Raw genomic sequence first — 18,330 nt, forward strand, 5'->3', positions numbered from 1 at the left:
AACTTCGGGGCATTAGCATCCTGATATCGCAAGAAAAACTTCCGCTAAACGCGGTCTGTCTACTTTGAATGTACGTCGATAGACGTTTTTTTTATGTTTTTTAATAGAAGAAATCGAAGCCCTCGATCATCGTCCCGTTCTCATTTGTGGGACAATTATGGGGCATTCTAGGACATCAAACCAGAAATCTTAACAATTTTCGACACATTCCATATCATGGAATATATGCCTGAGACTTATCTGTACGCGTTAAGGAATGTCTGTATAATTTGGAACTGTAAGGAAATGAAAATTGTGCTTTGATTTTCAGAAGCTGGGCCAGGCTCCGTATGTCTCCAGTTTGTTCCTCTTGAAAAATGCGGCCGATCTCAAGCTCATGGATCTGGATGCGGAGGATACGCCGTACGTAGGTCACCGGGGATATGGCGAATACCATACCGGCTATACGTTGGAATGCTCCCGGATGGCAAGTTCGATCAGCATGTACAGCTTGTTGCTGTCCTTTGGTACAGAAGGGTATCAGCGCTTGTTGGGGCAGTTCCTGGAAGTAAACCGGGTGTTCCGCGAGTAGCTGACAGCAGAAATTCCGCAGGCAGACATTGCGAATCCAGACAATCCGGGCATCTCTACGCTGATTCGCATCTATTTGCCGGGAAGCCCGAGGTTTGCCGACGAAATCGAGGGGACGTGCTCCGCACGGGAGATCGAGCGCAGCAACCAGCTTAACGAGCGGTTGTTCGAGAAACTGGGGGAACGTCGCGACCGGATGTTCTTTGGTGATACGAAGAAACATCTGTTGGTGGGCTCGTCCGAAGGGCGGGAGATTCCGCTGTACGTGAGCAAATTTTTCGTGATTTCGCCGCATACCCGGCCGGAGCATGTGCATGAAGTCGTGCAGTATTTGAAGGAATGCATAACTGAGGTATGTGAAGCATCTGGCGTACCGGCAGTGAACTAAGCAATGACCTAAACAATGACCGCAACATATTAATCAATCCAGGAGATGAACTCGCAGTGAAAGATAAAATAAAACGTTTACTGTTCGGACATATCTCTTCAAAGATCATGTTAGGTACGACAGGTTTGCTCCTGATCGCGGTGCTTTGCTTCATCGGGCTGCTCACCATCGTGAATTCCACGCTGAGCGGCAAGCTGAAGAACGAGCTGGATCACCGGCTGGAGAGCAATATCCGCATCGTACAAAGCGAATTGGAGCGGATTGAAGGCAATAAGCTGGAAATCGACGGCATCGACAGCCCGCTGTATCAAGAAACCCGTGAAGCGATGGACCGGCTGAAGGAATTATACAATTTGGAGAACGTGTATATTTTGTCCAATGACGGCGGCACGGAGCGTATCATCGCTTTGTCTGACACCGAAGGCGACTATAATATGGAGTATCCGTTCTCCGAAGAAATGAAGCAGGCCATTGCACACGATCAAAAAACGATCAGCAGCATTTATAAAGATGAGTTTGGCGTACATAAATCGATATTTGTTCCATTAAAAAATGCAAACGGTACGACCACAGGGCTGCTGGGGATCGATCTTGATGCCTCTGTCATCCCGGAAACCGCCTCTGCGGTGCTGCGGTACAGCACCGTGATCACCATTCTCGTTCTCGTCATCGGCTTGCTGTTCGCTTATCTGCTGGGCCGAACGATTGCGAAGCCGATCAAAACACTGGTGCATGTGACGGAACGTTTGGCGACCGGCGATTTGACCCAGGAGATCGAAATTCGCAGCCGCGATGAGGTCGGCCGGCTCGCTGAGGCGTTTGGGAAGATGAGCGGCAATATGAAACAGTTGATCGGACATATCTCCGCGTCGTCCCTCGAGGTATCGGGGACCAGCGCCCAGTTGATGCAAGTCGCCAAAGAATCCAGCGAAAGCGCGCAGCAGGTGGCGGTTTCGATGAACAATATGAGCGAAGGCATTAACGAAGTTGTGGAATCGATCGCTCACAGCTCGGCGTCGGTGCAGGAAATCCAACAACAACTAAACGGCGTCGTCACCGATGTCAACACGATGCAGTCGATCGCTGAGAAGGTCAGCAAGCAATCGTCTGAGGGACAAAACATGGTGGATGAGACGCTGCGTCACATGAACAAGATCGAACAGGTGATGCAACATTCGGAAACGATGGCAGGACAACTGGAGGAGCACTCCCGGGAGATTGGCGAAGTGATCAACATGATCACGGATGTCGCACAACAGACGAATCTGTTGGCGTTGAATGCCTCCATCGAAGCGGCACGGGTCGGCGAATTGGGCCGTGGCTTTGCTGTGGTCGCCGGTGAAGTGCGCAAGCTGGCTGAACAATCGGCTGTAGCCGCCTCGTCGATTACCGAACTGGTCGCCGGGACGCAGGAAAATAGCCGACTCGTCATCGAAAGCATCGGCGAAGGCAGCCGGGCGATCGAAGAGGGCCAGGAATGGATGAGCAAGACGCATCAAAATTTCCGGGAGATCTTCCAAGGCATCAGCGATTTCTCGGCCCGGACCGATCAACTGCTGCAGTCGCTGCTGCTGGTGGAAAACTCCTATCAAAGCATTTCCGCCTCGGTGCAGCAAATTTCCGGCGTGACGCAGGAGCAGGCTGCTTCTTCTGAGGAAGTCGCTGCAGCGTCCGAACAACAAAGCGCAGCCATGCAGGAAATCGCGGGGGCGATTCGTCAGCTCTCGGCATTGTCTGAGAATTTGCAGCAGGCCGTGGCGATCTTTAAATTATAAGCAAGATTCGTGTTTCGTTTAGCTATTGAGGTGCCATTGCCAATCCGGGCTTCGCTTGGATTCGGCGAGGCATCCTCTTTTTTTGGAAACAGTAATTCCGAACATTTGTAAAATTAAACAGAAACATCGTTCGCTTTTCAATTTGACTTTAAAAATGGAGCCTGTTAAACTGGTATTGCTGCGTTAAAGCGATAGATGGTCGGGTTGACGTTAGCGGCGCGTTTGTTAGCGCGTACAATTTGGAGGAAGTGTCGGATCAGCCTAAGGTTGGCGGAAAGCCATCCGCAAGACGAAGGCTGTCTTTTGCAATGTTCAAATACAGGTGCTTGACGCACCAAGCGGGGGAATGTACATGTCAACGGTAGTCGTTGTAGGAACGCAATGGGGAGACGAAGGTAAAGGTAAAATCACGGATTTCTTGGCGGAAAGCGCCGATGTGGTGGCCCGTTATCAAGGCGGTAACAACGCCGGTCACACCATTCTTATCGACGGCAAGAAGTACAAACTCACCTTGATTCCGTCAGGCATCTTTAATCAAAATAAACGTTGTGTCATCGGCAATGGGGTTGTTATCAACCCGGCTGCCCTGATTGATGAAATCAACTACGTGGAAGAGAACGGTTTTAGTACGAAGAATCTCGTGATCAGCGATCGGGCTCATGTGATTTTGCCGTATCATTTGGTCTTGGATAAGTTGGAGGAAGAGCGTAAGGGAGAGAACAAGATCGGAACGACCGGGAAAGGGATCGGGCCGGCATATATGGATAAAGCCTCCCGCAGCGGGATTCGGATCGCTGATTTGATGGATGCCGAGGAGTTTGAAACGAAGCTGCGTCACATCATGAAGGAGAAGAATCATCTGATCGAGACCATTTACGGCGGGCAGCCGCTGGACGTAGAGGAAGTGCTGCAGCAGTATCTGGAATATGCGGAAATCCTGCGTCCGTACGTCGCGGATACGTCGGTGGTTTTGAACGATGCGATCGATGCCGGACAGAAGGTGTTGTTCGAGGGCGCGCAAGGCGTCATGCTCGACATCGACCAAGGGACCTATCCGTTCGTGACATCGTCCAATCCGTCGGCCGGCGGGGTTTGCAACGGCAGCGGCGTAGGACCTACGAAAATTCATCAGATCATCGGGGTGGCGAAAGCGTACACCACCCGCGTCGGCGACGGTCCGTTCCCGACCGAGCTGTTCGACGAAGTGGGCGACATGATTCGTGAGACGGGCCATGAATACGGAACGGTTACCGGGCGTCCGCGCCGGGTAGGCTGGTTCGACAGCGTGGTGGTCCGCCATACGCGCCGCGTCAGCGGCTTGACCGGGCTGTCGCTGAACTCCTTGGACGTGTTGACCGGTCTCAAGACCGTCAAAATCTGCACTGGCTATAAATACCGCGGTGAGATTATCACTCACTATCCGGCTAGTCTCAAGGTGCTTGCTGAATGCGAAGCGGTGTATGAGGAAATGCCAGGTTGGTCGGAGGATATCTCGGGTGCGAAAACGCTGGAGGATCTCCCGGAAACAACCCGGAATTACGTCCGCCGGATCTCGGAATTGACCGGTGTGCCTATCGCGATTTTCTCGGTTGGCCGTAACCGCAGTCAAACCAATCAGGTGTTGCCGATTTACGAATAATCCAATAGGGTAGACGATTCAGACGATCTCTAAGCCGCCGAACGAGCGATGTGTTCATCCTTGGGTAGGCGGTTTCTTTTTCTAGTTTAGCCTCCTAGCTTAGGTTGAAATCTGGTTTTGCCGTCCATACTGAAGGTTGAGAGACTAGATTCTTAGGCAGTAGGAGGAAACAAACGATGAAATGGCTCGGATGGATCTTGAAATTATGCGTAACGATCGTAGCGGTTAGTTTATTAACCGTGGCCACAACGGGATACATCGTCAATTCGTACATCCAATCTTTACTCAGCAGTTATAACCTGCCGATCACCGCACAGACCCCTAGCTTCAGCGGGATCATGAAGGGCATGCTGGGACTAGGCGGTGCCTCAGACCGTACGGATCAGGCGAAAGGTGAAGACGATGTGGTAGACAGCACTGGGGACAAAACGAAGGACGAATTGGCAGATTCATCTGGCGGTAGCGGGGAGAGCGGCTCCTCCGGGGGGACGGCAACGGAGACGAACGGAACCCCGGCTAGCGGGACAGGTACGGAGGGGAAGGACACCAACGCAACGGATGAAGATGCACCGGAGGATGCTTTGCCGGTGATGGGCGGGATGAGTGCCGGAGAGGCGTTAGGCGAGGATCAGCAGGTGGTGGTGACGCCGGATGATCTCGTGGCCAAGAAGAAGGAGTTGCCTGATCAGCAGAAGGAGGAAATCTTTGCGATTCTCATGAAGAAGCTGCCGCAAGAGGAGATGCAAATGTTGACCGTCGCCCTGGAAGGTGGTTTGACGGAAACGGAAATGATTAACATCGAGCAGGTCCTGTCGAAGCATTTGGATAAAACGGAATACGCCAAGGTCATGGAATTGTTAAAAAAATAATTTGCTTCAATTGCCTGATCCAAAGGGAATGTCAGCGTTAACATTCACAGGATTGTAAATTCAATGAACCGGCCTTTCAGCTGCCAAAACCGTGAGAACCCGCTTGTTAAGCGGGTTGTTTGCTTTTTGACCCAAAGTTGAAAATCTTCGCCCCGCTGTGTTAAAGTTAACAATAGCGACAAAAGGTTAAAATTTTGAAACCATTTCAAGTCGAATCGAGTCGATGGATAAAAGGAGATCGGTATGAAAGGTTTTACGGGAAAACGCTGGCAGCTGTGGCGCGTGAACGCTTCTCGGACGCAAGAGCAACACAGCCGCCCGGAAAACGATTCAGAGATATCCGAACCAGAGAGCGGGCGAAAATGGCGTGATCTTCTTATGCCCCGCAAGCTTGTCTTAGCCGGAGCCGCCGTGGTAGTCATTGCCGGAGTGGTCTATTGGGGAGGGCAGCAATACGTCAAGGCGAATACGGTATCCTATTACCGGGTTTACGTCAGCGGGAAGGAAATTGGCACGATCGCAAGCGAAGCGCAATTACAAGCTCTGATTGAACGCAAGGAGCAGGAATATAAGCAAAAATATCCGGATGTGGAGATGGCGGTGAATACCGAGGGCATCACCATTAAGCCGGAGCAGGCCTACAAAGCCGAAGTGGATGCTGAGTCCACGCTCGACGAGCTGTACGGGATGCTAACCGGCTACGCCAAAGGTGTGGAGCTGAAGGTGGACGGCAAAGTGATCGCCGTGGTGAAGGACCAGGCGGCCGCCCGAGAGGTTCTGGACCGGGTGAAATCGACATATGCACCGGATGTGGCTGCCAGCACGCTGGCCGCCAAAGTGAAACGAACCGGCGGCAGCAAGTCAGCTCAAGTGAAGACGAAGGCTTCCAACGCGACGTTGGAAACGGTGGAAATCGCCGAAGAGGTGAATCAAGGAGAGGTCAAGGCCGATCCGAACAAGGTGCTGAGCCCGGAGGAAGCGGTACGAAAGATCCTTCAAGGGGACGAAGAAGCAATTCAATATGAGGTACAGGAAGGGGATACGATCTCGTCGATCGCGGCCCGTTTTGGTGTGTCTCAGAAGGAGTTGTTTGCGAACAATCCCGGGGTTGAAGAGCTGACGCTGCAAATTGGAACGTTGCTCAACGTGAAGGCGGTGCAGCCGGCCCTAACGGTTCGCACGGTGGAGCATGTGACGGAGGAAATTGTTACTGAACCGCAGGTCATCGTTAAGACGAACGCAAGTATGCGGGCAGGAGAGACTAAAGTGATTTCTCCCGGCTCCAGCGGCCTCAAAACGATGGAGTACCGAATCACGAAGGAAAACGGCATCGTTGTGAATGAAGAGTGGCTGGGACAGGAAGTCACGAAGAAATCTTCGCCAAAGATCGTCGTACGCGGTACGAAGGTCGTGCTGGGCGAGGGCACTGGGCAGTTTGCTTGGCCGGTATCCAGCGCGAAAATGACAAGCAGCTACGGCGAACGTTGGGGACGGACCCACAAAGGCGTCGATTTGGTCTCCTCCAACCGCAGCATTCTGGCTGCCGATGACGGGGTCGTCTCCTTCGTTGGGACGAAATCGGGATACGGCAACTGCATCATCATCGACCACAAGAATGGCTATGAAACGTTGTACGGCCACTTAAGCAAGATCAGCGTGAAGAAAGGTCAAATCGTCGAGAAGGGCGAAAAGATCGGCGTCATGGGCAGCACCGGGCGCTCGACCGGCACGCATTTGCATTTTGAGATCCATAAGAACGGCAGCATTCAGAATCCGTTAAAATATTTATAAGATGCGAGTCCGCCACCCGTAAGGGAGGCGGGCTTTTTTTTGGGACATTGGTCGCCGGCTCCCTTTTTGAGGATTATCCCGTTGCATCAGGAGGTGGAAAAAGTGGAACAGCCCCTTCTCGATCAACCTCGTCTCTGAACAAAAGGGATAATCATGCAAAGCGATGTGAGAAAGGGGCATAAGGGTAGGAGATGAACGCGCGCTGCCAATCGTTACCGTCTCTGAAGATAGCTGATGCGGTGCCAGATATGGTAAGATAGAGGGAGCAAAAGCCCATGGCTGAAAGTTGGGGTGAACTTGATTCATGCAAGGAAAAATTCTGGTCGTGGATGACGAGAAACCCATTGCGGATATTTTAAAATTTAACTTGGAGAAAGAAGGCTACGAGGTCGTGCTTGCCTTCGACGGGATTGAAGCGACCCAGCTGGCCTTCTCCGAACAACCGGACTTGATTCTGCTCGATTTGATGCTGCCCGGCAAGGATGGAATGGACGTGTGCCGGGAGGTGCGGGCGAAGCTTGAGACGCCGATCATCATGCTGACGGCGAAGGACGGAGAGATCGATAAGGTGCTGGGCTTAGAGCTGGGCGCTGACGATTATGTGACCAAGCCTTTTAGTACCCGCGAGCTGTTAGCCCGGGTGAAGGCGCAAATGCGGCGTCAACAGAAGGCAGCTGCGGCGGCTGAAGGTGCGGAGGAAACGAAGCAGGGCATCAGTCTGTTCGAGCTGTTTATCGACACAGATATGTATACGGTCTATAAGAACGGCGAGCCGCTGGACCTGACGCACCGGGAGTTCGAGTTGATGCATTACCTGGTGAAGAACTCTGGCAAAGTGATGACCCGCGAACACCTGCTGCAAGCGGTGTGGGGCTTTGAGTATTTTGGCGATGTTCGCACGGTGGACGTGACGATTCGCCGGCTGCGTGAGAAGATCGAGAAGGATCCGAGCAAGCCGGAATACATTTTGACGCGGCGGGGATTGGGGTATATGATGCGGAGCTCCAAGGCGGGTGGACTCTAGAATGAATCTGCCCTCTTTTTTTCGCACGATCCAGGCTAAACTGATTATTATTTACGTGCTGCTCATCCTGATTGCCATGCAGCTGATCGGGGTGTATTTCGTGAGCGCGATGAAGACCTCGCTGACCAGCAACTTCACCAAGGAGCTGCAGGAGCGGGCGGAGCTGCTCTCCGTGTTGGCGGCACAAAACCTGGGCGTGACTGGAGAGTCGGCGGAGGAATCGTTAGAGAATTTGCGTGTATTGGTTAACAACCTGTTTAATATCGGCGGGGCCGAGATTCAGGTGCTCGATGCGAGCGGCAAGGTGCTGACGACGTCCAAGCCATCCCACGCCGATTACGTGGGCACGAAGAACACGCAGACGGTCGTGAGCCGGGCCCTGCAGGGCATCCGCGATAACGAGGAGTACATCATCGACGAGGACAACGTCCGGAAGAAAGTCGTCGCCAAGCCGGTCGTCAGCGGCGGGAAAATCGTCGGCGCCATTTACATTGCGGCGTCGATGAGCGAGCTGTACAGTACGATGGAGCGGATCAACAATATTTTTATATCCGGGATCTTGCTGGCGTTGGGGTTGACGGCGGTATTAGGCGTGATTTTGGCGCATACGATCACCTCGCCGATTAAGGAGCTGACCCGGCGCGCCACGGCGGTGGCTGAAGGGCAGTTCCATCAGAAAATGCCGGTGCTTGGCAATGACGAAATCGGCCAGCTTAGCAAGGCGTTTAACTACATGACCAGCCGGCTGCGCGATGCGCTGGCGCAGAACGAGGAAGAGAAGGAGAAGCTCGCTTCGATCCTCACGAACATGAGCGACGGGGTGATCGCCACCGACGAGACAGGCCGAGTCATCCTGATGAACCGGCGTGCGAGCGAGATGCTGGGGACGTCGGATACGGATCTCGATCAGGCCGATATCATGTCGCTGATGAACCTGCCGGATGAGGAATGGGACGTGCTGGAGCAAGGAACGATGCACTCGACGATCCTTGAGAATACCGGGCCGGACGGCGACGTCTTCTTGATCCGGGTGACGTTTACGCCGATTCATCGGCGGGAAATCGGGATCATTGGAACGATCGCCGTCCTCCAGGACGTCACCGAACAGGAGAAGCTGGAGGCGTCGCGACGGGAGTTTGTGGCGAACGTGTCGCACGAACTGCGGACGCCGCTGACGACGATCAAGAGCTACACCGAAGCGCTGGAAGATGGCGCGATGGAGGATCCGGAGCTTGGGCCGCGGTTCGTGTCCGTGATCCAGAGCCAAACCGAGCGGATGATCCGCCTGGTCACCGACCTGCTGCATCTGTCGCGGTTCGACTCGCATGAGGCCGAGTTGCGGAAGCAGCCGACGAACGTGATGGAGATGCTGGAGGATGTGGTGGACCGGTTTTCTTTTCAAATGCAGGAGAAAGAGATCAAGCCCACGCTGTTTATCGCCAATGACGTGGATACGGCCTGGATTGACCGCGACCAGATTGACCAGGTGCTGGACAATCTGATCTCCAATGCGATGAAATATACACCGGAGGGCGGCGCCATCGCGCTGGAAGCTCGCTTGACCGAAGACCGTCAGCTAGCCATTTCGGTGCAGGATACCGGAATCGGGATTCCGAAGAAGGATCTGGACCGGATTTTTGAACGTTTCTATCGCGTCGATAAGGCGCGTTCACGGAATATGGGCGGGACGGGCCTAGGCCTATCCATTGCCCGGGAAATTGTACGGGCGCACGGCGGGACCATATCTCTGCAGTCCGAATTGGGCAAAGGCACGAAGGTGACCTTTACGCTGCCGGCGGAGAAGCAAGGAGGCGAAGCGCGGTGAAGGAGAAGGTCAAATCGCTGACGCTGGCCTTGCTGGTCGCGTGCAGTTTGGTACAGAGTTATTTTCTTATCTATCAGTTGCCGGGCAGCAATCCGGTGGTCAAGTCGGAGAGCGACTATATCCGTACGGAGAACATGGGGACAACCCTGGAAGCGGATGTGATGCTCTTTCCGGCGCAAATCGCCGTGCATTTGGGCGAGGAACGGCACACCGTGTTTTATCCGGATTCGACGTTCTACAAGTTGATCTACAACCGGCTGAAGGGCCGCCAGTTCGACGGGTTCCAGCGATACGACATCGATAATATGAATTGGACGGACATTCGCAGCAAGGATATCGGTGTGGAACTGGACTTTGGCGGAGGCGTACCTGTGGAGCTGCTGCAGAAGGTGATGCAGATCGCGCCGGACCCGCTGTTTGACGCGGAGAGCGTTAACCGGCTGATGATCTTTAACTCGGGAAGCGACGATCAGGTGCGCGTGTTCTTCTTTAGCTCGCGAGGCGACGTGGTGTACGAGGCAACCAAGGCCGATTTGACGGTGCAGGACGTGCAGCAACAGGTTGATTTTGGCAAGGATTGGGTGCCGTATACGTTAACGGATGGCTATTATGTCCCCGAGAAGTCGATTGATTTGGTCGAAACCGGCTTGAACATCGGGTTGTATACGACGGAGCAGATGCAGCGAAGCTTGTTCTTTGATCCGAGCATCACCCGGTACATCCGGGAAAAAGACGGCTCCGAAATCTACACGGACAGTAAACGCAGCCTTCAGGTTAAGCAGAACCGGAACTGGATCAACTACACCGATCCGGCGGCTCCTTCAGCGGGCGAGAACAGCCCAAGCAAGAACGTGCTGTCGGCGATTGACTTCGTGAACCAGCACGGCGGCTGGAACGGCAATTACCGGTTGGAGCAAACGACCGAAGGCGTTGAGGAAGACCAGCATCGGGTGGTGTTCCGGCAGTATTACGGAACCGGGCAATTTGGCTCCTTCCCGATCATCGACCTGTCGACGTTCCATTACGGAGCGATCACGCTGGAAATGCGTCAAGGCACAATCACCGGCTATGAACGGTCGTTGATTTACGGCTCCGGCGGCAGCTGGGAGAAGAAAGTCGTCTCTCTGCCCGGCGGCAAGGCGTTGCGGGAGAGCATTGCGGCGCTTAAGGCGGAGGCGCGGATTGCCAACTTATATCCGGCGTACTTGCCTTCTCTCACCGAGCAGGGGCTGCTGCTGAAGCCGACTTGGGTAGTCGAGCTAAGCAACGGCGCGACCCGGGTGCTGAGCTTGGGAGCGGTGGAGAAGACCGGAGCGGATGTGGACACGGGTGCAGGTTCAGGAACGGCTACGAAGTAGTGTGCGTGGTACTCGCGTAAGGTTGGCGCGGATGGGCTTAGAGCCGAGGTAGTGGCGTTGAATGTGCTTCTTAATCAGAGACTTAATCTGAACGAAAGGGGGGTGAACCATGGATTGGGGACGGGCGAAAAACGTGTTGATCTACGCCTTTTTGCTGCTGAATCTGGTGCTGGGCTATCAACTGTGGAACGATCTGCGGGAGCAGGCCGACTCCAACCTGGATATCACCGCCCTGGAAAATAACACGCAGCAGGCGATGGATGAGAAGAACATTCGCGTGCTCGCCAAAATTCCGACGGAGACGCCGGAGCTGCCCAAGATCGCTTACCGGTTCTTGGACGATGCGCAAAGCGGCAAGCTGATCGAGCTGCCGGTGCCGGTGGACAGCAGGCTGATTTTTGCACCGCGGGAGTTAACGGCTGCGTTGAAGGACAGCATTCCGGACATCGGGGATTACCGCTATGACGAAGTGGCGAGCAGCGCAGACGTGTTCGTTCTGCACCCGCTGGTGGACGGGAAATGGCCGCTCTTCAAAATCGAGCTCAAGCTGTTGGGCAGCAATCAGAAGATCATTTCGTACCAGCGCCGTGCGATTGAGATCAGCTATCCGGAGGAAGAGAAGCCACAGCGTGTGCTTTCGGCCTCCAAGGCGCTTGGCAACTTGATCGAGAACTTCCTGCCGGAAGGCTCGGTTGTGACCGAGGTCGAGTTAGGATATTACGGCGAGGTGTTCGATTCGGACGCGCATCTGCCGGCTGCTCCGGCTTGGCGATTTATGCTGGAGAGCGGCAAGGAGTATTACGTGCAGGGCATCAGCGGTGATGTCATTAGTCCGAATACAGAGAAAACGAAGGAGTAATGGGAGATTATGGGGATCCGATTTTCGGTGCTGTCGAGTGGTTCGACGGGAAATGCAACACTGGTGGCCAATGGGGAAGTCACACTGATGATCGATGCCGGCTTTAGCGCCAAACGCATCGAAGAACTGATGATGGAGCGCGGGGTGAGCGGGCAGGATTTGACAGGCATTCTGGTTACGCATGAGCATTCGGACCATATCAAGGGCTTAGGCGCGGTGGCGCGAAAATACAATCTGCCGGTATACGCTAACGAAAAGACGTGGGCAGCCATGGAAAAGGCGATTGGGAACCTCGCAGACGACCAACGCTGTATTCTGGGGACCGGAGAAACCCGCGATTTCGGCTCGCTCCGCGTGGAGTCGTTCGCCATCTCGCATGACGCCGCTGAGCCGGTGGGCTACAACTTTTACGACGGCAAGGAGAAGCTGAGCGTATGCACCGACCTGGGCTATGCCAGTGACAAGGTGAAGGAAGCGATATATGATGCCGATGTGCTGGTGCTTGAGGCGAATCACGATATCGAGATGCTGCGGATGGGACGTTACCCGTGGAACATCAAGCGGCGTATCCTCGGCGACTTGGGGCACTTGTCCAACGACGCGACCGGGGAGCTGATGAGCGAGATTCTGAACGGCCGTCTGAAGCGGACGTATCTGGCCCACCTCAGCCGCGAACACAATATGCTCGATCTGGCTAAGATGGCGGTTCGCAGCGCCATGGAGGATCGCGGCTGCTTCTTCAAGGACAGCGAGTTCAAGCTATGCGATACGTACTATGACCGGCCGACGCCGTGGGATGTGGTGAGCGAGCGGTAGCATATATTGTATATGATTTTTCGAATATAATGTGTTGCGGATAGAGGAAAACGGTGAATTGTATTCGATTTTTCATATAGAATCGGGCCGATTGAGCTTTCGAGGCAAGAATGTGTATGAAAAATCGAATAGATTGGGTTGAAATCGCCGAAACTGGCGAAATGTATTCGATTTTTCGCATACATTTACCGCGTAGACAAGAAGACCGCCTGGTTGGGATGGGATCCCTAGGCGGTCGTTTTTATTATAGCTCCCACCCCGGCAAATACGCCTTGGTGTTGTTCAGCATCGTTGTGAACAGCTCCTCCGCTTGCGAAGGAGTCAAGGTGGAGAGCAGCGGGTCGTTCAGGAAGGCGCGGAAGGCTAAGTCGCGATCCTTGGTTAAGGCTGCTTTCAGAATCGTCTCCTGGTTGTAGACGTGCCGGGTAACCAGATTGTTGATGTCCTCCGGCAAGCTGCCCGCCATCACCGGCTGGACGCTGTTCGCACCGAATACGGCGTTCGTCTCCACGACGGCGTTCAGCGGCAGTGAAGCCACTTGACCGCGGTTCGGCAGGTTGACGTTGGTGATCATCGGGGCGCTGGCACCGGTCAAGCTAAGCAGCATGGCGATCCCTTCCTCGCCGCTGGATTTGAGCGAGAACGTCTCCTCGCCGGCAACAAGACGGCGGCTGCGCTCCCGCAGCTTCTGCAGATTGTTGATCCGCCAGTCGACGGTCGTCAGGCCGAATTTCCACTGCTTTACGTGCTCGGGGCTCCGCAGATACCAGGTGTTTGGCATAAATTCGGCCAAATGTCGGTCACCGGCAGCGGCGATCAGGCCGAAGCGGCGGAACAGGTCGAAATGAATGCGGTTCGCGGATGCAAAGCTGTTGTTCATCCAGTGGTCTTTTTGCCCATGGGTACTAAAGCCTTCTTCGGCATATTTCTCGGCAAAAGCCTGATATAGCGGGAATAGGTCCGTACCGCGATAGGAAGCACGGTCCAGCCAGGTGAAATGGTTAATCCCCAGCACATTTACCTCGATCTCTTGGCGCCGGACACCGGTTACCCCCGTCATGTCCTCCAGCATCTCGGCAAGCAGCTCCTGCGTGCCGAAGACCTCATGGCAGCAGCCGAAGGCTTTGATGCCCGGGAACACCTCGTACAGCGTGCGGGTCAGGACGCTCATCGGGTTCGTGTAATTGATGACCCAGGCGTTGGGGGCATGGTCGCGAATTGCTTCGGCGATTTCTACGTACATCGGGATACTGCGCAGCGCGCGAATCGCTCCGCCCGGGCCGACGGTATCGCCCACAGACTGGTAGATGCCGTAAGCCTCCGGTGCGTGCACGTCGGAGCGCATCTCCTCGAACGTTCCGGGAAGGATGGAGATGATGACAAAGTCGGAACCCTTGAGCGCTTCTGGCAATGTCTGCACCGCTTCGTAACGCCAGCGTCCCACCGCATCAGGATGATCTTGTAAACGGTTACCAATGATCTCATTTGCTTGGGCTGCCTCAAAGTCGATATCGTATAAGGCCACGTGTCCCGAAAGCGCCGGTTCCAGAGCCAAATCGCTCATTAATCCCCAGGCCCAGCCGCGGGAACCGCCGCCGATATAAGCGATCTTCAAATGTTTAACCATTGTGGCTTCTTGCATATCGTTCACTCCCTTGATTGATGTTACAATAAACATAGAGCAAAAATAGAAAAGTTACTGCACGGATTTTGTTAATTTGAGCTGGCATTCTACATTTTTTGCTGTCGAGAGACGAGCGTGTTGGGAGGGGAGCAGAATGACGTTGGAAGGGCAGTTAGCGCCGATTCGCCGGATGCTGTTCATCGAGGCAGCGAAGCAGCCCGGGCGGTTCTCGATGGATGGGGAGCATTTTCACGATGCGTGGGAGATTTATTATCTGGTGTCCGGGGAACGGTGTTATTTCATCAAGGATCAAATCTATCGCATCGGTGCAGGCGATCTGGTGTTGATCCCGGTGAATGTGCTGCACAAGACATCGCCATCGGGGAAGCTGTCGCAGCCCCATGAGCGGATCCTGGTGAATTTCCGTACGGAGGTGGTGAGCGCGCTGCTGCCCGGGAGGGAGGAAGAGCTGGAGCAACTTTTTGCCAAGTATCCGGTTCTGCGTTTAAGCGCCGAGGAGCAGCAGCTTGTGCAACAGCTGTTAGCTCGTATGCTGGCAGAGCAGAAGCAGCAGGCAGGCGGATATGAGGAATATTGCCAACTGCTGCTGGCTGAGTTGCTGCTTAACCTGCTTCGCATGGCGAACGCTCGGCCAAACCATGATGGGGAAGAAGGGGGCGGGAAACGCCCCTACCGGGAAGTCGCTGAAGTCGCCCGCTACATCAATGCGCATTACGATGAGAATCTCAGCTTAAGCGATCTCGCCAATCGATTTCATCTCAGCCCGTATTACCTCAGCCATCTCTTCCCCAGAGTTACCGGGCTGACGCTGGTCGCTTACATTAACCGCGTCCGCATCGAGGAAGCCTGCGCGCTGCTGCGCGAAACGGAGCTGCCTGTGACCGAGATCGCGTACCGCGTTGGCTATCAAAGCGGCACCCACTTTGGCCGCGTGTTCAAGAAGGCCAAGGCGGTGTCGCCGCAAAGCTACCGGCGCGAGCAGCGGATGCTCAGCGGCGGGGCGGGGGTGCGGTAAAAGGGGAGTGGTACAGGTTAACGTAACGACCTTAACCCGCATCATCGCCGCTCTTCACTCGCGCTCGGTCAACGGCCGCTCTTCTACCGCGGGCACGGTTAACTCCACCATCGTGCCCAATCCCGGCTTGCTGCGCATCCGGAAGGTAAATTCGTGCTCATAGGTTAATCTCAAACGCTTGCACGTATTATACAGTCCGACATGCTCCGTCCGCTCCTCGTCGGAATGCAGCCGCTCCACGAGCTGGCGCAGCTCCTCTGGCGGGATGCCGCAGCCATTATCGATTACGGTAATGAGCAGCCGATCCTCCTTCCGCCGGAATTTCACCTTGATCAGGCCATGTCCGTCTTTTTCCTTAATGCCGTGGTAGATGCTGTTCTCAACCAAAGGCTGCAGCACCAGCTTGATCGTGTACAGGCGGGTGATCTCCTCCTCGTAGTCGAACTGGACGTCGAACTTGTTTTTGTACCTTTTTCGCTGGATATTGACGTAGCTGACGGTGTTAGCGATTTCTTCGCCCCAGGTGACGATTTTGGTCGGGTCGCTGAACGAGTAGGAGAGGATATCGGACAAGTCCTCGATCATCTCGCTGGCTTTGTTCGGCTTGCCGGTCAAGGCCACGGACTCCCAATACACCGAATGCAGCGTGTTGTACAAGAAATGCGGATTGATCTGCGATTGCAGCGCGAGCAGCTCCATGACCTGGAGGCGGTATTTTTTCTCCAGCAGCTGGGTTTTGATGTACCGGTGTTCGATAAAATGGGTGATCATGTTCTGGATGATATAGGAGTATTCGTCCCGAACCTTCAAAGGCGGCTTCAACGGCACGCAGCTGTCGTCGGCCGATTTGATCAAGGTGCGAATCATCTTGAGCTGCTTATAGTTGCGGCGGATCAGGTAAAACGTCAACGCAAACCCGCAGGCGACCGCGATCACGGCGAACACCAGCGTGTAGTTGAAAATACGCGTTGGCGTTTTGTATAACTCGCTGTGCGGGATCACCGAGACGTACTTCCACTTGTACCGCTCGGATTCAACTTTGGTCACGTTCACCTTGCCTTGGGGCGTGTCCATATCGAAGAAGGACGCCGGATTTTCGGCAATGGACCGGAGTTCGCTCTCCTGCAGCCGACCGCCGTGATGATTAGAGAAAATAACGTGGTTCTCCTCATCCAACACAAACAGCTGCTGGTCCGGGTACTTGGTGATGTCGTCCAAAATGCTCTCGATATACTTCGGCTTAATGTTCAGAATGATTGCGATCTTTTGCGGCACCAGCACGTTATAGAAGGTGACGATCGGCGTCGCGTCCGATTCGAAATCGTAAAACTTGATGTTCCGCCGCGACGTCCATTTGGCCGGCGGTCCGGTATAGTCCATAAAAGCATCATACCAAGCGGTATCATAAAAATGATCCAGCGTCACCAGTCCCCCCACCGACGACAGGAAACGCTGATACGGGTTGTCGACGTACAGGTAAAAGGATTGGATATACGGTTTCGCGCTCGTAAATCCGTTGAGGAAGCTGGAGATAATCCGGTATGAAGTGGAGCTTTCGTAGGTGTAATGCGGATTTTTCAATACGGCCGAGAGTTCGTTGAAGATCGCGGTATTATCGTAAAGCGCCAGATACAGCGTATCGATTTCGTTTAGGATCATCTCCAGTTGGGTCTGCGATTGATGAAGCAGGAAGCTGCTGTTCTGGTTGATGTCTCGCTTGACGTCGTGTTGTGTCGTCAGGAAGGAAAGCGAGCCAAGCAGGACGATGGGCACGAGCAGCGGAACAAGAAACGCGGTCAGCTGTTTGGCGAAATATTTATCTCTCATGGGCTCGAGGGACCGTTTCGGAATTCGCTGGGCGTTTGACCGTAATAGCTTTTAAACGTCCGCGTGAAGTTTTTGGCGTTGCTGTAGCCGACTTTTTCGCTGATTTCGTAGGTTTTGTAGCTCACGTCCCGAAGCAGAGCGGCTGCCATTTCCATTTTTGTCTGCAGCACGTAGTCGGAGAAGTTTTGTCCGGTTTTTTGCTTGAAAAAGAAGCTAAGATAGTTGGCATTCATATGCACAAGCCGCGCGACCTCCTCAAGGGAGGCATTTTTATAGTTGGCTTTGACGTATTCCTTGATCTTCTGGATAATGAGGCTTTCGCCGCCTTGTCCGGGTGCGGAGGGGTTCGGCCCCAGATCTTGGTTTTCCGCAGCAGCCTCTGCTTCCAGTTCCTCTTTGATCTTGCCGAAAACATCCAATAGCACATGATATTTGGCCGGCTTCAGAATGTAGTTGATGACGCGAAAATGCAGGGCCTGCTGGGCATATTCAAAATCCCGGTATCCGCTGAGAAAGACGACCTTAATCTGCCGCCGGTGGTTGTACAGCTGCTCGGCCAGCTCGATCCCGGACATCACGGGCATCTTAATATCGGTCAGCACGATGTCAACGCGCTCGCCTTCGGCGATCAAACGGAGCGCTTCTTGGCCGTTGTTGGCCTGGCCGACGACCTGAAAGCCTACTTCGTTCCACGGAAAATAACTCGACAACGCTTCGCGCGTCTCCGCTTCGTCATCTACGATTAACAGGTTATACATTCGCTCACCCCGGCTTCTATGAAGTCAAATGTAATGGCATACATCGATTATAGCAGATCGCCCGAAATTGGTTGTAAGCGTTTAAACAACGGACCGCAAACATGTGAAAAAACGATTCTTTTTATAACAAGAAGATACCTTGGAGTAAAATTTCCGCGAAATGTGATACCT

General features: G+C 54.0%; 13 protein-coding genes and 1 pseudogene. 11 read left to right on the forward strand and 3 right to left on the reverse strand.

What is annotated here, in order from left to right; genetic code table 11:
• Positions 1–292 precede the first annotated feature (292 nt).
• From M3G15_RS17900 to M3G15_RS17945, 10 genes and pseudogenes are all read left to right on the forward strand, one after another.
• Positions 293–958, forward strand: a pseudogene (locus tag M3G15_RS17900) (aspartate aminotransferase family protein); the annotation flags it as partial.
• A 107-nt stretch (positions 959–1,065) separates the two neighbouring features.
• Entirely contained in the window at positions 1,066–2,733 is a 1,668-nt protein-coding gene (locus M3G15_RS17905) for a methyl-accepting chemotaxis protein (protein ID WP_397376642.1), read from the forward strand.
• A gap of 352 nt (positions 2,734–3,085) precedes the next feature.
• Complete coding sequence (locus M3G15_RS17910; RefSeq protein ID WP_009223375.1) at positions 3,086–4,372, forward strand: adenylosuccinate synthase; 1,287 nt, start codon at positions 3,086–3,088, stop codon at positions 4,370–4,372.
• Between the two features lie 176 nt (positions 4,373–4,548).
• Positions 4,549–5,241 (forward strand): hypothetical protein, encoded by a 693-nt coding sequence (locus M3G15_RS17915; RefSeq protein WP_260071653.1) that lies wholly within the window; start codon positions 4,549–4,551, stop codon positions 5,239–5,241.
• A 243-nt stretch (positions 5,242–5,484) separates the two neighbouring features.
• Complete coding sequence (locus M3G15_RS17920; RefSeq protein ID WP_009223377.1) at positions 5,485–7,032, forward strand: peptidoglycan DD-metalloendopeptidase family protein; 1,548 nt, start codon at positions 5,485–5,487, stop codon at positions 7,030–7,032.
• 304 nt (positions 7,033–7,336) lie between these two features.
• Entirely contained in the window at positions 7,337–8,056 is a 720-nt protein-coding gene (gene yycF / locus M3G15_RS17925) for a response regulator YycF (RefSeq protein ID WP_009223378.1), read from the forward strand.
• 1 nt (position 8,057) lies between these two features.
• A complete protein-coding gene (walK, locus tag M3G15_RS17930; RefSeq protein ID WP_036644081.1) occupies positions 8,058–9,881 on the forward strand; it encodes a cell wall metabolism sensor histidine kinase WalK in 1,824 nt (607 codons plus the stop codon).
• Positions 9,878–11,239 (forward strand): YycH family regulatory protein, encoded by a 1,362-nt coding sequence (locus M3G15_RS17935; protein ID WP_260071654.1) that lies wholly within the window; start codon positions 9,878–9,880, stop codon positions 11,237–11,239. Before walK ends, M3G15_RS17935 begins: the two co-directional genes overlap by 4 nt.
• Positions 11,240–11,348: 109 nt before the next feature.
• Complete coding sequence (yycI, locus tag M3G15_RS17940; RefSeq protein WP_260071655.1) at positions 11,349–12,098, forward strand: two-component system regulatory protein YycI; 750 nt, start codon at positions 11,349–11,351, stop codon at positions 12,096–12,098.
• Between the two features lie 9 nt (positions 12,099–12,107).
• Positions 12,108–12,914 (forward strand): MBL fold metallo-hydrolase, encoded by an 807-nt coding sequence (locus M3G15_RS17945; protein ID WP_009223382.1) that lies wholly within the window; start codon positions 12,108–12,110, stop codon positions 12,912–12,914.
• Positions 12,915–13,158: 244 nt separating this feature from the next.
• On the opposite strand, the gene M3G15_RS17950 is transcribed toward M3G15_RS17945, so the two are convergent.
• Positions 13,159–14,556 carry a family 4 glycosyl hydrolase gene (locus tag M3G15_RS17950; protein ID WP_028539286.1) on the reverse strand — a complete coding sequence of 466 codons (1,398 nt, stop codon included), beginning with the start codon at positions 14,554–14,556 and terminating at the stop codon, positions 13,159–13,161.
• Positions 14,557–14,692: 136 nt separating this feature from the next.
• Here M3G15_RS17950 and M3G15_RS17955 point away from each other — a divergent pair, with 136 nt between their 5' ends.
• Positions 14,693–15,574 carry an AraC family transcriptional regulator gene (locus M3G15_RS17955; RefSeq protein WP_260071656.1) on the forward strand — a complete coding sequence of 294 codons (882 nt, stop codon included), beginning with the start codon at positions 14,693–14,695 and terminating at the stop codon, positions 15,572–15,574.
• A 54-nt stretch (positions 15,575–15,628) separates the two neighbouring features.
• Here M3G15_RS17955 and M3G15_RS17960 read toward each other — a convergent pair whose 3' ends face one another.
• Complete coding sequence (locus tag M3G15_RS17960; RefSeq protein WP_260071657.1) at positions 15,629–17,401, reverse strand: sensor histidine kinase; 1,773 nt, start codon at positions 17,399–17,401, stop codon at positions 15,629–15,631.
• The gene (locus M3G15_RS17965; RefSeq protein WP_009223386.1) at positions 17,398–18,159 is read right to left on the reverse strand and encodes a response regulator transcription factor; all 762 of its coding nucleotides are present in this window, start codon (positions 18,157–18,159) and stop codon (positions 17,398–17,400) included. Before M3G15_RS17965 ends, M3G15_RS17960 begins: the two co-directional genes overlap by 4 nt.
• Between the last annotated feature and the right edge of the window lie 171 nt (positions 18,160–18,330).

Source organism: Paenibacillus sp. p3-SID1389 (genome assembly GCF_025151705.1).
Lineage (GTDB): Bacteria > Bacillota > Bacilli > Paenibacillales > Paenibacillaceae > Fontibacillus > Fontibacillus phoenicis.

Bases quoted from the DNA above. Each gene is read 5' to 3' on its own strand.
- M3G15_RS17965 (WP_009223386.1), bottom strand. From the start codon at position 18,159: ATGTATAACCTGTTAATCGTAGATGACGAAGCGGAGACGCGCGAAGCG.
- M3G15_RS17960 (WP_260071657.1), bottom strand. From the start codon at position 17,401: ATGAGAGATAAATATTTCGCCAAACAGCTGACCGCGTTTCTTGTTCCG.
- M3G15_RS17905 (WP_397376642.1), top strand. From the start codon at position 1,066: ATGTTAGGTACGACAGGTTTGCTCCTGATCGCGGTGCTTTGCTTCATC.
- M3G15_RS17920 (WP_009223377.1), top strand. From the start codon at position 5,485: ATGAAAGGTTTTACGGGAAAACGCTGGCAGCTGTGGCGCGTGAACGCT.
- M3G15_RS17915 (WP_260071653.1), top strand. From the start codon at position 4,549: ATGAAATGGCTCGGATGGATCTTGAAATTATGCGTAACGATCGTAGCG.
- M3G15_RS17955 (WP_260071656.1), top strand. From the start codon at position 14,693: ATGACGTTGGAAGGGCAGTTAGCGCCGATTCGCCGGATGCTGTTCATC.
- M3G15_RS17910 (WP_009223375.1), top strand. From the start codon at position 3,086: ATGTCAACGGTAGTCGTTGTAGGAACGCAATGGGGAGACGAAGGTAAA.
- walK (WP_036644081.1), top strand. From the start codon at position 8,058: ATGAATCTGCCCTCTTTTTTTCGCACGATCCAGGCTAAACTGATTATT.
- M3G15_RS17950 (WP_028539286.1), bottom strand. From the start codon at position 14,556: ATGCAAGAAGCCACAATGGTTAAACATTTGAAGATCGCTTATATCGGC.
- M3G15_RS17945 (WP_009223382.1), top strand. From the start codon at position 12,108: ATGGGGATCCGATTTTCGGTGCTGTCGAGTGGTTCGACGGGAAATGCA.
- yycF (WP_009223378.1), top strand. From the start codon at position 7,337: ATGCAAGGAAAAATTCTGGTCGTGGATGACGAGAAACCCATTGCGGAT.
- yycI (WP_260071655.1), top strand. From the start codon at position 11,349: ATGGATTGGGGACGGGCGAAAAACGTGTTGATCTACGCCTTTTTGCTG.